Annotated in this window: 14 protein-coding genes; 11 read left to right on the top strand and 3 right to left on the bottom strand. The window is 35.5% G+C overall.

Annotation, left to right across the window (positions count from 1 at the left end; all coding sequences use genetic code 11):
* Positions 1 to 188: 188 nt before the first annotated feature.
* The 6 genes from ON09_RS17005 (at position 189) to ON09_RS16980 (ending at position 8,336) form a co-directional block, all read left to right on the top strand.
* On the top strand, positions 189 to 1,616 hold the full coding sequence (locus ON09_RS17005; protein ID WP_010602266.1) for a tetratricopeptide repeat protein: 1,428 nt from the start codon (positions 189 to 191) through the stop codon (positions 1,614 to 1,616).
* A 33-nt stretch (positions 1,617 to 1,649) separates the two neighbouring features.
* The gene (locus ON09_RS17000) at positions 1,650 to 2,258 is read left to right on the top strand and encodes a sensor histidine kinase (protein ID WP_083838011.1); all 609 of its coding nucleotides are present in this window, start codon (positions 1,650 to 1,652) and stop codon (positions 2,256 to 2,258) included.
* 415 nt (positions 2,259 to 2,673) lie between these two features.
* Complete coding sequence (gene rpe / locus ON09_RS16995; protein WP_010602264.1) at positions 2,674 to 3,345, top strand: ribulose-phosphate 3-epimerase; 672 nt, start codon at positions 2,674 to 2,676, stop codon at positions 3,343 to 3,345.
* A gap of 74 nt (positions 3,346 to 3,419) precedes the next feature.
* Positions 3,420 to 5,840 carry a TonB-dependent receptor gene (locus tag ON09_RS16990; RefSeq protein WP_010602263.1) on the top strand — a complete coding sequence of 807 codons (2,421 nt, stop codon included), beginning with the start codon at positions 3,420 to 3,422 and terminating at the stop codon, positions 5,838 to 5,840.
* A gap of 404 nt (positions 5,841 to 6,244) precedes the next feature.
* Positions 6,245 to 7,318: a 3-phosphoserine/phosphohydroxythreonine transaminase gene (gene serC / locus ON09_RS16985; RefSeq protein WP_010602262.1), complete on the top strand. Its 1,074-nt coding sequence runs from the start codon at positions 6,245 to 6,247 to the stop codon at positions 7,316 to 7,318.
* Between the two features lie 67 nt (positions 7,319 to 7,385).
* Entirely contained in the window at positions 7,386 to 8,336 is a 951-nt protein-coding gene (locus tag ON09_RS16980) for a D-2-hydroxyacid dehydrogenase (RefSeq protein WP_010602261.1), read from the top strand.
* Between the two features lie 67 nt (positions 8,337 to 8,403).
* On the opposite strand, the gene ON09_RS25470 is transcribed toward ON09_RS16980, so the two are convergent.
* From ON09_RS25470 to ON09_RS16970, 3 genes are all read right to left on the bottom strand, one after another.
* Positions 8,404 to 8,550 carry a hypothetical protein gene (locus ON09_RS25470; RefSeq protein WP_010602260.1) on the bottom strand — a complete coding sequence of 49 codons (147 nt, stop codon included), beginning with the start codon at positions 8,548 to 8,550 and terminating at the stop codon, positions 8,404 to 8,406.
* Entirely contained in the window at positions 8,531 to 9,049 is a 519-nt protein-coding gene (locus ON09_RS16975; protein ID WP_010602259.1) for a hypothetical protein, read from the bottom strand. Before ON09_RS16975 ends, ON09_RS25470 begins: the two co-directional genes overlap by 20 nt.
* Positions 9,050 to 9,292: 243 nt before the next feature.
* Positions 9,293 to 10,072, bottom strand: coding sequence for an SAM hydrolase/SAM-dependent halogenase family protein (locus ON09_RS16970; protein ID WP_010602258.1), 780 nt, complete (start codon positions 10,070 to 10,072; stop codon positions 9,293 to 9,295).
* Between the two features lie 103 nt (positions 10,073 to 10,175).
* On the opposite strand from ON09_RS16970, the gene ON09_RS16965 reads away from it, so the two are divergent.
* The 5 genes from ON09_RS16965 (at position 10,176) to ON09_RS16945 (ending at position 13,904) form a co-directional block, all read left to right on the top strand.
* Positions 10,176 to 11,135: a PhoH family protein gene (locus ON09_RS16965; protein WP_010602257.1), complete on the top strand. Its 960-nt coding sequence runs from the start codon at positions 10,176 to 10,178 to the stop codon at positions 11,133 to 11,135.
* A gap of 50 nt (positions 11,136 to 11,185) precedes the next feature.
* A complete protein-coding gene (locus ON09_RS16960) occupies positions 11,186 to 11,464 on the top strand; it encodes a hypothetical protein (protein WP_010602256.1) in 279 nt (92 codons plus the stop codon).
* A 109-nt stretch (positions 11,465 to 11,573) separates the two neighbouring features.
* The gene (locus tag ON09_RS16955; protein ID WP_010602255.1) at positions 11,574 to 12,518 is read left to right on the top strand and encodes a phosphoribosylaminoimidazolesuccinocarboxamide synthase; all 945 of its coding nucleotides are present in this window, start codon (positions 11,574 to 11,576) and stop codon (positions 12,516 to 12,518) included.
* Between the two features lie 35 nt (positions 12,519 to 12,553).
* Positions 12,554 to 12,931, top strand: a complete 378-nt coding sequence (locus tag ON09_RS16950; protein ID WP_010602254.1) for an STAS domain-containing protein — start codon at positions 12,554 to 12,556, stop codon at positions 12,929 to 12,931.
* Positions 12,932 to 12,998: 67 nt separating this feature from the next.
* Positions 12,999 to 13,904 (top strand): ribonuclease Z, encoded by a 906-nt coding sequence (locus tag ON09_RS16945; RefSeq protein WP_010602253.1) that lies wholly within the window; start codon positions 12,999 to 13,001, stop codon positions 13,902 to 13,904.
* Positions 13,905 to 13,937: the final 33 nt, after the last annotated feature.

Here is a 13,937-nt window from a genome sequence, read left to right as displayed (position 1 = left end):
ACTAGCGCTTATTTTGTTTCAATTATCCAATATTGCTGCATATTTTATGTAGAATGCTAATGTCCGGACGAATGGGTAGTTTTAATGAGTGAAAGCGTAATATGATTTAGTTTAGCTTAGTAATACTTCGTTTGATTATATGTTATTTTAAGATAATAGACCTTACAATCACTACAATAGATTTTGTTATGAAAATCAAAACGCAGCAATTGGGTGCTAAAACCATCATTTTATTTTTCATTGTTTTAATGATCTCTAAAAATGTAGCAGCACAAAAACAAGGAATAGCAGCCATTGATTCGATGATCACATTGTTAAAACCATCGCAGAAGCTGGATACCGCCCAAATCAAAATTATCTACCGAATTGCAGCTGCTTATAGAAATATAGACACTGATTCTTGTTTAAGATATACTAAAGCTGGCTTAGAAAGGGCACAAAAAGTAGGTTGGAAAAAAGGAACTTCGGCTTTTTATGATATGTTAGGTAGCATCTACTCTGCTCAAAGTGAATACAATAAAGCTCTTGTTTACTTCAATAAATCTCTTAAAATAATCTATGAGATAAACTATCCAAGGGGAGAGGCGAGTTGCCTGATTAATATTGCTGTGGTTTATGAAAGTATTGGCAAACGTACCGAAGCTTTGGATAATTATTTTAAAGCTTTGAAAATAACGCAGAAAATAAAATATGATCCATATACGGCATTGATTTACGGTAATATTTCAAACGTTTATATTACCCAAAAAAACCATAAACTAGCGCTAAATTATGCATTCAAAAGCTATGAGGCTTATAAAAAGATAGAAGATGGTCATGGTATTGCACAATCCGGTTACGTAATTGCCACTGCTTATTTTAATAACAATGAACTTCAAAAAGCAAATTCATTTGCCTTAAAGAGTTTAACAAAATTTAAAGAAATAGATGAAAAAGTTGGGCAAGCTAATGTATTGGGGTTGTTAGCACTTATAAATGATGATGATAAGATCAAGAAGTTAACTTATTTATTCCAATCTCAAAAGCTACATAATGAAACAAATCCAAATTCGAGCAGTTCAATTACCGATCTAGGCAATATTGGTGGCACGTACGCAGATATTTACATTAATAAAACCAAAGATAAGTTTGAGAAAAACACGGTAATACCGAATGATTATGTTTCAATTTATAATAATGCAATTCTTTACCTAAGCAAGGCCTTAGATATCAGCAAAAAAGCAAATGAAAAAGATAACATTAGTTATTTCTCCGATAATTTGGCAAAATTACAAGAGCACAAGGGAGATTACAAAAACGCACTGACCAATTTTAAAATTTCTAAACAGATACAAGACTCATTGTATTCGCAAGAAAGCAAGAACAAAATCGCTACGCTCGAAGCTCAATTTGCATTTCAGAAAAAGGAGGATCATTATAAGCAACAACAGGAGTTAGCAAAAATTAAAACCCTACAGATTTATCTCTATTCTGGCTTAGTCCTCCTTTTGGTAAGTTCTGTATTAATTTATTTTTTAAACAGGTCAAATATTAATCAGCTACGCTTAAAAACACATTACAAAAGAAAGAATCAGAAGAGCAAGCAAAGGAATTATCGCATCAAAGCAAATTGTTAGAAAGTGAATTGAAAGCCATACGTTCTCAAATGAATCCGCATTTTATTTTTTAATGTACTTAATTCTATCGAGGCCTATATAATAGATAATGATAAGTATACCGCTTCGAGGTTAATACAAAAATTTGCCGCTCTTAGCAGATTAATATTGGAGAACTCAACCAGAAGTTTGGTTACTGCAGACAGAGAATGGAAGGCCTTAAAACTGTACACTGAACTGGAGGCTATGCGCTACAACAACGCTTTCAGCTTTAATTTCGAAGCTGATGAAAGTTTGCATTTAACAACATTACTCTTACCACCAATGCTTATTCAGCCATTAATTGAAAATGCCATTTTACATGGCTTAATTGTTAATCCTAAACCTGGTGCGCATTTAGAAGTGCAACTTAAAAAGCATGAGCAGGGAATTTGTATCACTGTCGAAGATAATGGGAATGGCTTGGAGCATCAACCTGTTACGAGAACAAAAACAGGCGTTAAAGAAAAATCTATGGGATTGGCATCTATAAAAGAAAGAATTGCCATGATAAATGCACAAACAGATAACTACTTGGCGAGCTTTAAAATTATGCCTCGAGCAGAGGGTGAAGGTACTTTTGCTACAATTCACCTCCCAAATTTTGATAATGCTGTGGCCTAATTACGTTAGATGAGGAATGATGCACATTTGGTTAATCTAAGTTACCACTGCAACATAGAGTTTTGATATCAGCAGCGGACGCAGGGTGGGACTACTACAACCATTTGTCCATCATGCTTCGGCTTTTTTAGTTGTACAATTTTCCGACTTCTTTTGTAACTTGCGATATTAGTTTTAAAACACGGTAATAATAAAGTTGAAGAGACATTAGCTGCTTATAAAAAGCTGACTCAGTTATCTAGTTCTTATATAGAATACTTTCATATTGTAGGAAGGCTAATGAAAACGAACATCATGCTGAAATTTAAATTTGTCCTCAAATTGTTTGATATGGATGTGATAGACAGCAGATTAATTTGATATCATCAATTTAAAAAGCACCAAAAAATTTACAGAAGATACAAATAAGAATTAAATGAAATACCTAATTGCCCCATCCATACTATCGGCAGATTTTGCCAATTTACAAAGTGATGTAGAAATGATTAATCAAAGTGAAGCCGACTGGTTCCATGTAGATGTGATGGATGGTGTTTTTGTGCCTAATATTTCTTTTGGTTTCCCTATAATGGCTGCGGTTAAAAAATATGCAACCAAACCATTGGATGTTCATTTGATGATCGTCGAACCTGATAAATTTATTCCCGAGTTTGCCAAAGCAGGTGCAGATCGAATTACGGTTCATTATGAAGCTTGTACACATCTACACAGAACTATTCAGCTCATTAAGGCATCTGGATGTAAAGCTGGCGTTGCGTTAAATCCGCATACACCAGTTACACTGCTGCAAGATGTAATTGAAGATTTAGATTTGGTGCTCATTATGTCAGTTAATCCTGGTTTTGGTGGACAAGCGTTTATCCCAAATACTTACAAGAAAATTCAGGATTTGAAACGACTGATCCAGGGCGTGAACGAAGATTTAATTATTGAGGTTGATGGTGGCGTTGGTTTGCAAAACATCGCTCATTTAGTATCGGCAGGCGCTAACGCTTTCGTGGCAGGAAATGCGATTTTTGCAACAGAAACCCCAACTGAAACAATTGCAAAGATGAAACAACTGACAAATGATAGTATAAGTATTTAATTGTTTATTCTTAAATCGTTTCAGCGATTTCCTTTTAATCTTGATACCTCATACGTTTATCTTGATACTAACTAATGCTCAAACTTCAGCTATTCTTTTTCTTTCTAATTTCTGGTTGCAGTTTAGCTGTGGCACAGCCATTAGTTAGGATTTCGGGAGTAGTTTATAACGAGGAAAAACTTCCATTATCGCAGGTAACCGTAATTGTTCAAGGTCAGGCACAATCTACTGTAACTGATGAACAAGGCGTTTACACGATCTATTCAAAATCGCGGACGTTTAGTATAAAATATTCTTTGCTTGGCTACCAGCCACAAACTTTAAAATTTAATGAACGTTCGGGTGCACGGATTACACAACAGGTGAATTTAGTTGCCAATAGTAATGAATTAGAACAGGTAAACATTACGAACAAACAAAACCAGTTAAGTAATACCACTACGATTAATATAGCCGATATTGCTTCAATGCCACTGGTTTCAGGGAATTTCGAAACCATGCTAAAAACCTTACCCGGTGTTTCTACAAATAATGAATTGAGCGCACAGTATAGCGTCCGTGGGGGAAATTTTGATGAAAATTTAATCTACATCAATGACGTAGAAATTAATAGGCCTGTCCTAATTAGAAACGGGCAGCAGGAGGGGTTAAGTTTTATAAATTCTGAACTTGTGAGTAAAGCGAAGTTTTCTGCCGGAGGTTTCGAAGCCAAGTACGGAGATAAGCTTTCTTCGGTGTTAGATATCCGATATGATAAACCAGATAGCAATCAAACTATTTTAAGCACCAGTTTTTTGAACACTTCAGTAACAGCCAAGAGGATATATAAACGTAGTTTTTTAATTGCAGGTTTGAGGTATAAGAATAATTCCAGCATTCTAATTAAGCAAGACGAAAAGGGGAGCTACAATCCCAATTTTGCTGATGCGCAGTTGCTGTATCAATATGATTTTTCATCAAAATTTAATATAAGCATTTTAGGAAACTTAAATCTTGGTCAGTTCAAATTAGAACCGACTAACCGCGAAACTCAGTTTGGAACTTTAAATACCACATTGCGTTTAAATGTAGACTATACAGGAAAAGAAATTGATGACTACCAAACCGTAGGAACAGCCGTTACTGCAACTTATTCACCAAAGCCCAATCAGGTCATTAAGTTTATCAACAGCTATTTTAATACTGTCGAACGTGAGCGTTTTGATATTAATGGTAGCTATATTTTCGATGAAGTTGACAATAGCTTTCCAATCGAAAACTTTGGACCAGTAAGTAAAAACAAAGGCATTGGTAGTTATTATAATTATGGTCGTAATAGTTTAAATACGCAGATTTTTGCTTCTGAAATTAAGGTTGACCAAAATTTCAACAATCACGTATTTTCCTGGGGACTGAAGTACGATCAATCTAAATATAATGACAGGTTGAACGAGTACAATTATACTGATTCAGCCGGATACATTTTGCCTAACAATTCTAAAAACATTGTATTGCAGAATGTAATTAATGTAGAAAATAACATCGATATAAAAAATTATAGTGCTTATATTCAGGATAGTTATTCCCTTTCTGATTATGCCGAACTTCAGCTGGGCGCTCGTGCAACTTATAGCTCGCTAAGCAAACAGATGCTAATTAGCCCGAGAATGTTAATTGCGTATCGCCCCAATTCAAATAATAAAATTTTGAGGTTCACTGCAGGTGTATATAAACAGCCGCCATCATACCGGACCATTCGTGATTTTACAGGAAAGTTGAATATTATTCAAAAAGCACAAAGCTCTTATAATACTTCTGTAGGATATGATTATGCCTTCGATGCTTTTGGAACACGCTTGAAATTTACATCCGAAGCATATTTTAAATATTCAGATAGGTTAATTCCTTATAAAATTGATAATTTGAGGATTAAATATTTGGCCAACGAAGTTTCGAAAGGTTATGCATACGGGGCAGATTTTAGCATCGGCGGCGAGTTTGTAAAGGATTTAGTTTCTTACTTCCGCATGTCGATAATGCAGGCAAATGAAGATATTGTTGGAGATAGTTATGTACAGAATGGAGCGACGGTTTTTCCTGGTTTTTTGAAAAGACCTACAGACCAAAGGCTTAATTTTTCAATTTTCTTTCAAGATAAATTACTTAACAGCCCAACTTATAAAGTACACCTAAATGCACTATATGGGTCGCGTTTGCCAATTGGTCCGTCGCAAACCCCAAGGTATTTAGATAAATTTTATATTCCATCTTACAAACGGGTTGATATAGGTTTTTCAAAAGATTTTTTAGATGACGCGGCTTTGCACAAACCAAAATTTCTTGATCGGAATTTCAACTCTGTTATCCTTTTCTTCGAGATATTCAATATGCTGAATATTGATAATACCGTTTCTTATTTATGGCTTAAAGATGTAGACAATGTGCAGTACGCCATTCCTAACTATTTAACAGGCAGACAGTTTAATCTGAAACTGATTGTGAAGTTGAAGAATTGAACAGGATTTAAGAATTTGTAGTTTTTTATCAAATAGAATTGGCAAAAGCTAAATATGATGTTTGCATTGATAACTATCCGAAGAACTTCCAAATTAAGTTATCTAAACCCGACAAAAGCGTAAATACTTTTGATTAAGACGTTAAAGGTTTTAAAACCTTTAATGGCTTGAAAAAGATTGCAGCGATTGGCGGGACTGCACTATCAAAAGAACCACTGCTTTTCCTTTTCAGATTACGAATAAATTGATAACTGTAGATTAAACGTTTTTAATTACAAAAGCCTTAATAAAACACTAAAAATCGTTTGTTTTTTTAACAAAATTTAATTTTTTATGATACGATTTTGTGGGCATAACTGCTTTAAAAATTTTACATTTACGGCCATAAAACATTATATAATAAGATGAAGCATAATTTCGGCGCAGGCCCTTGTATTTTACCTCAAGAAGTGTTTAAACAAGCTGCACAGGCAGTTTTAGATTTTAACGATGGATTATCGATTTTAGAGATTTCGCACAGAACAACCGAATTTGAGGCAGTTGTTGCTGAAGCAGATAAATTGGTGAAAGAGTTACTAAATGTGCCATCGGGTTATTCCGTTTTATTTTTACAAGGCGGTGCAAGTTTGCAGTTTGCTATGGTTCCGATGAATTTATTGGGCGATGGGCAAACGGCAAGTTATTTGGATTCTGGCGTTTGGGCAACCAAAGCTTTAAAAGAAGCCAAATTTGTAGGTAATGTTAATGTTGTTGCATCATCTAAAGATGCAAATTATACTTTCATCCCTAAAGATTTTGAAATACCTGCTGATAGCGCATATTTTCATTACACTTCCAACAATACCATTTACGGAACAGAACTTTTTAAAGTACCTGAAACAAATGTTCCGATAGTTTGCGACATGTCATCTGATATAATGAGCCGCGTTATCGATGTTTCAAAATTCGATTTAATTTACGCAGGTGCTCAGAAAAATGTTGGTCCGGCGGGCTTAACTATTGTGATTGTAAAAGATGAAATTTTGGGTAAAATCGACCGCAAAATTCCATCAATGCTAAACTATCAATCGCATATTGATAACGGTTCGATGTATAATACACCTCCTGTTTTCTCTATCTATGTTGCTTTATTAAATCTTCGTTGGTTAAAATCAAAAGGTGGCGTAGCCGAAATTGAAAAAGAGAATAAGCAGAAAGCCGAAGCACTTTACAGGGAAATTGATCGTAACCCGCTTTTTAAAGGCACTTGCGCAGTAGAAGATCGCTCTAAAATGAATGTTTGTTTTGTAATGGAAAACGCTGAACTGGAGAAGCCGTTTTTGAAATTTGCAGAGGAGCAAGGTATTGTCGGTATCAAAGGACACAGAAGTGTTGGAGGTTTCCGTGCTTCAATGTACAATGCACTACCAATTACTAGCGTACATGCGTTAATAGACGCAATGCAATCATTCGAAGAAAAACAAGCAAAAGTAAACTAGTTTAAATTGTAAATGAATTGATTCTCTTTTAAACCTGAGTAGTCAATTTAATCAGTGAATTCATATTATGATCAAAATATTAGCAAACGATGGGATAGACCCAATCGGAAAAGAATTATTAGAAAAAGCCGGTTTTCAGGTAGATACAGAAACCATTCCTCAAGATCAACTGGCTGAAGCGCTAAAAAATTATGATGCCATTACTGTTCGTAGTGCAACAAAAGTTAGAAAGGAATTAATTGATGCTGTTCCAAATATTAAATTAATTGGTAGAGGTGGTGTTGGGATGGATAATATTGATGTAGAGTATGCTCGTAATCAAGGTATTGCTGTTGTAAATACTCCTGCTGCATCTTCTTTGTCAGTTGCTGAATTGGTATTTTCTCACTTATTTACCGGCATCAGGTTTTTGCAAGATGCTAATCGTAAAATGCCGGTTGATGGTTCAACTCAATTCAATAATCTAAAAAAGGCCTACGCAAAAGGAACTGAGCTGAGTGGTAAAACTATTGGGATTATCGGTTTTGGTCGTATTGGTCGTGCTACTGCTAAAGTAGCTTTGGGTTTAGGGATGAATGTTTTAGCTTATGATTTATATCCGTCAGAATCTGAAATTACTTTAACGTTTCAAGGCGGACAGTCAGTGAGTATACCGATCAAAACAGTTTCTTTAGATGAAGTAATTGCCGGAAGTGATTTCTTAAGCTTGCATACTCCATTTGCCGATAAACCAATTTTAGGTGCAGATGAATTTGCCAAAATGAAAAATGGTGTAGGCATTGTGAATTGTTCTCGTGGTGGAACCATTGATGAACCTGCATTGATCGAAGCTTTAGATTCTGGGAAAGTAGCTTTTGCTGGTTTAGATGTTTTTAATAATGAGCCGACGCCATTGGCTGAGATTTTAAACCATCCAAAAATTTCATTAACACCTCATATTGGTGCATCAACTAACGAAGCACAGGAGCGTATCGGTACGGAACTCGCGACTTTGATTATTGAGCATTTCAAGAAATAGTATGGTTATCATTCTGAGCTTGTCGAAAAGTTAATCCTGTTTCGACAGGCTCAACATGAAGTCTCTGTTAATCTAAAGCATTGGTTGTTACCCAATAACGATAACCCAGAATTGCTTTTTGAATATTTGTTAACTTACTCGGATCTTTCTTGTACAAACTTGGCAGAATAACCTTATTAATTTTCGCTAAAACTTTAAACAGTCCTTTTTTCATAATATTTTAATTTTTTATTGAAAAAATAAAAACCACCTATCATTACCAAAAGAAGAAATACAATAATATAGGTTGATAAACTTTGGTTATTCTTTTTAGCTAAATCTTTAGCTAGTTCTTCGTTTTGATCCTGCAGTTTTTTAATAGTCTGCATGTAATTTTCGATACGCTCTTGCGAATGATCTGCCACGGCAACCTTCTGTTGATTTTGCAGATCCTTGTAATCCATCAAAACTTTCAACTCCTTAAAGATATTATTATCAGTTAGTACTACCTGACGGAGAATTTCATTTGAATTTTTGATATCTTTTTTGGTTTGCCATCCGAAAATTCCGGTACGCTGATTTAAGCTTTCATCGTACTGACCAAATTTTGAGCTTCTTTCTTCAAGCAATGTATTAACCTTTACTCTTTGTGCAGCGTAGGCAGAGGTATCTTGCTGGGCAAAAGTTTGAAAACCTATGCAGAGAATCGCCAGGAGGTAAAAATATTTCTTCATGGGATATAAACGTAGAAAAGATAGAAGTTGTTTGAAACTAAGTTCATTGTCATAAGTTGATTGGTTTGGAAAAAGTTTCGTTATTGAGAGGTAAGGAGCAATCTAATTCGCTCGTCGAAAATGGAATTAATAATGTTGCTTTGTGCCTCAGCGTGACTGCTGTTTATGTTAGGCTGGTATATTATAATTTACTATTCAGGCTGCCAGACAAATTTACTACGCCTAAGAATTATAGAACTAAACTTAAGGATGAAACTCAACCCTAACAATATCGCCGAGATGTAATCCTAAAAGGCCACTTGCTTTTCCCTTGTTTATTGCAATCTCCAGGTGATTACTAATGCCGAACAGGCAAAGCTTTTCACCTTCCTGTACTTCATTGTAATGCCAGCTCAATTGAGTAATGGTTTCACTCTTTCTGAAATACAATGTAAAATCACGATTTTTCTGGATTCTGGTAAAAAGATCTTTAGTGATATTGGTAATTACATTACAAAAAGTATCAATATAAACAACACTCCCCCGAATGATATCTCGCTCAATAACAGGATGAAGAAGCATCTTTTGCTCAATTTCTGCTACAGGTAAACCAATATCCTTTAGCTTGCCTCCTTTGGCCAGATGCGTAGCCGCTTTCACAAAAATATCAACCAATGGAAAATGCAGATATTTCAAATCCTGCATGATATTCAGTTCCACAACATCTTCAGGAATATCATCAAAAAGCAAAGAGAAAATACCGTTATCTGCACCAACAAAGAAATGGTCGCGATGTTTAACGGCTATATATTTCGTGTTTTCACTGTAAACCGAATCGATACCAATTAGGTGAACAGTATTTTTTGGGAAATATGGATAAGCATTTTTTAAAACAAATGCTGCATATGAAATATTGAAAGATGGAACTTCGTGGGTAATATCAACTAAATTAACATTAGGCATAAGACTTAACAGGCTACCTTTAAGAGCGCTCTGGTAAAAATCTTTCGAACCTAAATCTGTTGTTAAAGTAATTATCCCCATTAAAAATTCATTATTATTGCTTATTCTTGCGTAGAGGCATAAGCGTCTGCAAATATTCAAATTTTAATTAATATACCCCGATAACTTTTTAAAATACTATAGTTTGAACGAATTAAAATTAACTCTGGATACCGTAAATCCTGCTCACTTTTGGGGGGCAAACAACGAGAATTACGAAATGATTAAAGGTGCTTTCGCTAAGTTAAAACTGGTTGCGAGAGGTAGTGATGTTAAGGTTCTCGGTGATGAACAGGAACTTAAGGCATTCGAAGACAAGTTTAACCAGCTTGTTGCACACTTGGAAAAATACAGCTCTTTAACAAATAACGATGTCGAATCCATATTGGGTGCGAAGGCAAATGGTGTTGCAAAAAAAGATGTAGACCAACCAACCGGTGGAGGTGGAGAAGTAATTGTTTTTGGTACCAACGGATTGTTGGTGAAGGCCAGAACGGCTAATCAGCGTAGAATGGTTAGCAGTATTGCCAAAAATGATATCTTATTTGCCATTGGTCCGGCAGGTACAGGAAAAACATATACTGCAGTTGCTTTGGCAGTTCGGGCCTTAAAGAATAAGGAAATCAAACGTATCATTCTTACTCGCCCGGCAGTTGAAGCAGGAGAGAACCTTGGTTTCTTGCCGGGGGATCTGAAAGAGAAAATCGATCCATATTTACGTCCGCTTTATGATGCCTTGGATGACATGATCCCGGCGGAAAAGTTAAAATTCTATATTGAAAATAGGACCATTGAAATTGCACCTTTAGCTTTTATGCGTGGGCGTACTTTAGATAATTGCTTTGTAATTTTAGATGAGGCGCAAAACGCAACTGATATGCAGTTAAAGATGTTCCTGACGCGAATGGGACCAACAGCTAAATTTATCGTTACCGGTGATGTGACTCAGGTCGATTTGCCTAAAAAGCAAATGTCTGGCTTGTTTAACGGATTAAGAATTCTTGAAGATATTAAGGGCATCGATATTATTTACTTGAGCGGTGAGGATGTTGTTCGACATAAATTAGTAAAAGATATCTTAAAGGCTTATGGAGATATTCAGTAAAGTCAGAAGGCTATAGTGAATAGTTTGAAGATAGGTTCCGGATTTAGCAGATGGAAAGTATTTGTCTAGATAACAATTTTGAACTTTCTTTTGAAAAGTTGCCGCATACAGTGAGGTTAATTGTTTTAAAGGATGGTGAAGAATGGGTTTGCAGGAAGGAAAAACTTGCAAACCTGTTTTCTTTTATCGAAGTTGATCAACGATTTCTTTTTAAAGGTAGACTTCAACTATTCAAAAGAGATGATGAAATAGTTGTACAGGTTAGAAATGCAATTATTGGCACATTTTCCAATCAAACTTTCAAAGAAGCTTTAAACAAACTAAAATAGTTCAAGCATCGTAGCTACTAAGCTATGCGGTTTGACATCTGTATATTATCTGCCGACTTATGCCTTGCCGCATCTAAATTCCGACTTTTTTTTCTATTTTTATGCCCTCATGAAAGCACAAAAAGAAACCAATTTTAATTTTCCAAACCAAAGCAATTTCTATAAAGGTAAGGTACGTGATGTGTACACCATAGCCGATAAATTAATGGTGATGGTTGTATCCGATCGTATTTCAGCCTTCGATGTAGTATTGCCGGAAGCCATTCCTTTTAAAGGTCAGGTATTAAATCAAATTGCTGCTAAATTTTTATCCGCCACGCAGGATATCGTTCCAAATTGGGTTTTGGATGTTCCAGATCCAATGGTGACCATTGGCCGTATTTGCGAACCTTTCAAAGTTGAAATGGTTATCAGAGGTTATCTTGCAGGACATGCGTGGCGTGAGTATAGCGCTGGTAAACGTTCTGTTTGTGGTGTTTCATTACCTGATGGGTTAAAAGAAAACGATAAATTACCTCAGCCCATTATTACGCCAACAACAAAAGCATCCGTTGGCCATGATGAAGATATTTCTAAGGAAGATATTTTAGCCAAAGGAATTGTTTCCATTTCAGACTACGAGCAATTAGAAAACTATACCCATGCTTTATATCAGCGTGGAACTGAAATCGCTGCCAAAAGTGGTTTAATTTTAGTTGACACAAAATATGAATTTGGTAAGGCGGATGGTGTTATCTATTTGATTGATGAAATACATACACCAGATTCATCTCGCTATTTTTATGCTGAAGGTTATGAGGAGCGCCAAAATGCTGATGAACCGCAAAAACAACTTTCAAAAGAATTTGTAAGGAAGTGGTTAATCGAGAATGGCTTTCAGGGTAAAGACGGTCAGGTGATTCCGGAGATGACGCCTGAAATTGTAAATTCGATTTCCGAGCGATATATCGAGCTTTATGAAAAAATCGTTGGCGAAAAATTCGTTAAAGCCGATGCTGATGCTATTGGAAATCGAATTGAAAGCAATGTTCTAAAGGCTTTGGAAACACTTTAAAATTTTATACATTAGTAAAACAAAGATTAGAAGAGATGAAATTTTCAGTTGATAAACATGATAAATATGTAACGCTGAAGCTTAAGGAGCCGAAGTTTACAAATGATAATTCTCCCGGCTTGAAATCTGAATTATATTTACTTAATGCTGAAGGATTTAAGAATATAATCGTTGATTTAAGTCACGTAAAAGAATGTACAGATGCGCAGGATTTAAGTTGCCTGTTAGTTGGTGATAGGCTTTGCAAATCAGCTGGCGGTTTATTTATCGTAACTGGAATTAATGATGAAATTGCTCCGATTATAGAATTGTCAAACATATTTCAATCTGTAACGTTTGTTAATACACTAGAAGAAGCAACTGATTTCATCTTTATGGATGAATTGGAAAAGGAATTTAGAGGCGAAAGATAAATACATTTAAATAAAATTTAAGCCTCGTAGTTTCTAAAATCTACGAGGCTTTTTATATCCTACCATTATGAAATTTGAAGTTACCATTCTTGGCAGTAGCTCGGCTACACCTGTATTTAACAGGAATCCGTCGGCGCAGCTTCTAAATTGTAATGAAAAATTTTATTTGATAGATTGTGGCGAGGGTACGCAGCAGCAGCTTACCAAATACAACCTAAAGGCTGCTCGCATTGATTATATTTTTATCAGCCATTTACATGGCGATCACTATTTTGGACTCATCGGCCTACTTTCAAGTCTGCACTTAAATGGCCGCGTTAAGCCAATGCAAATATTCGGCCCAAAGCCATTACTCGAAATCCTCGAAATCCAGTTTAAATATTCAGATACTACCTTGAGGTATCCGTTAGAGTTTTTTCCAGTAGAAGCAGATGAATCACGCCAGATTTTTGAAAATCAGGATTTAATTGTGAAGACAGTTGTCTTAAATCATCGCATTCCCACTACAGGGTTTATCTTTCAGCAAAAAAATAGACAGCGGAAGTTGATCAAAGAAAAAACTGATGATATACCGATGGTTTATTATACTGCTTTGAAAAAGGGAATGGATGTAGAATTACCAACTGGCGAGATCTTAAAAAGTGAAGATTATACTACACCAGCTGATCTGCCCAGATCTTATGCATACTGTTCAGATACCAAGTTTGATGAGCGTTACTTTGAAACGATTAAAGGCTGCGATACACTCTATCATGAAGCTACTTTTATGCATGATCTTCTTGATCGTGCTAACGAAACCCATCATACTACGGCTTTACAAGCAGGTGAAATAGCAAAGATTAATGGAATAAGAAAATTATTGATCGGCCATTTTTCATCCCGCTATAAAACACTGCAAATGCTTTTAGAGGAAGCGCAATCTGCTTTTGACAACACCGACTTAGCGGTAGAAGGAAGAACTTTCCAATTATAAAAAGATCATCATTCTGAACTAAAACAAAAAAGC

The sequence above is a fragment of the Pedobacter agri PB92 genome, assembly GCF_000258495.1.
Classification (GTDB): Bacteria; Bacteroidota; Bacteroidia; order Sphingobacteriales; family Sphingobacteriaceae; genus Pedobacter; species Pedobacter agri.
Note: the sequence above shows the minus strand (reverse complement) of the source record. Positions and strands in the feature narration are given on the sequence as shown.

What these genes read in the sequence shown, in the direction of transcription:
- ON09_RS17005 (WP_010602266.1), top strand. Translation starts at nt 189, where the DNA reads ATGAAAATCAAAACGCAGCAATTGGGTGCTAAAACCATCATTTTATTT.
- rpe (WP_010602264.1), top strand. Translation starts at nt 2,674, where the DNA reads ATGAAATACCTAATTGCCCCATCCATACTATCGGCAGATTTTGCCAAT.
- ON09_RS16990 (WP_010602263.1), top strand. Translation starts at nt 3,420, where the DNA reads ATGCTCAAACTTCAGCTATTCTTTTTCTTTCTAATTTCTGGTTGCAGT.
- serC (WP_010602262.1), top strand. Translation starts at nt 6,245, where the DNA reads ATGAAGCATAATTTCGGCGCAGGCCCTTGTATTTTACCTCAAGAAGTG.
- ON09_RS16980 (WP_010602261.1), top strand. Translation starts at nt 7,386, where the DNA reads ATGATCAAAATATTAGCAAACGATGGGATAGACCCAATCGGAAAAGAA.
- ON09_RS25470 (WP_010602260.1), bottom strand. Translation starts at nt 8,550, where the DNA reads ATGAAAAAAGGACTGTTTAAAGTTTTAGCGAAAATTAATAAGGTTATT.
- ON09_RS16975 (WP_010602259.1), bottom strand. Translation starts at nt 9,049, where the DNA reads ATGAAGAAATATTTTTACCTCCTGGCGATTCTCTGCATAGGTTTTCAA.
- ON09_RS16970 (WP_010602258.1), bottom strand. Translation starts at nt 10,072, where the DNA reads ATGGGGATAATTACTTTAACAACAGATTTAGGTTCGAAAGATTTTTAC.
- ON09_RS16960 (WP_010602256.1), top strand. Translation starts at nt 11,186, where the DNA reads ATGGAAAGTATTTGTCTAGATAACAATTTTGAACTTTCTTTTGAAAAG.
- ON09_RS16955 (WP_010602255.1), top strand. Translation starts at nt 11,574, where the DNA reads ATGAAAGCACAAAAAGAAACCAATTTTAATTTTCCAAACCAAAGCAAT.
- ON09_RS16950 (WP_010602254.1), top strand. Translation starts at nt 12,554, where the DNA reads ATGAAATTTTCAGTTGATAAACATGATAAATATGTAACGCTGAAGCTT.
- ON09_RS16945 (WP_010602253.1), top strand. Translation starts at nt 12,999, where the DNA reads ATGAAATTTGAAGTTACCATTCTTGGCAGTAGCTCGGCTACACCTGTA.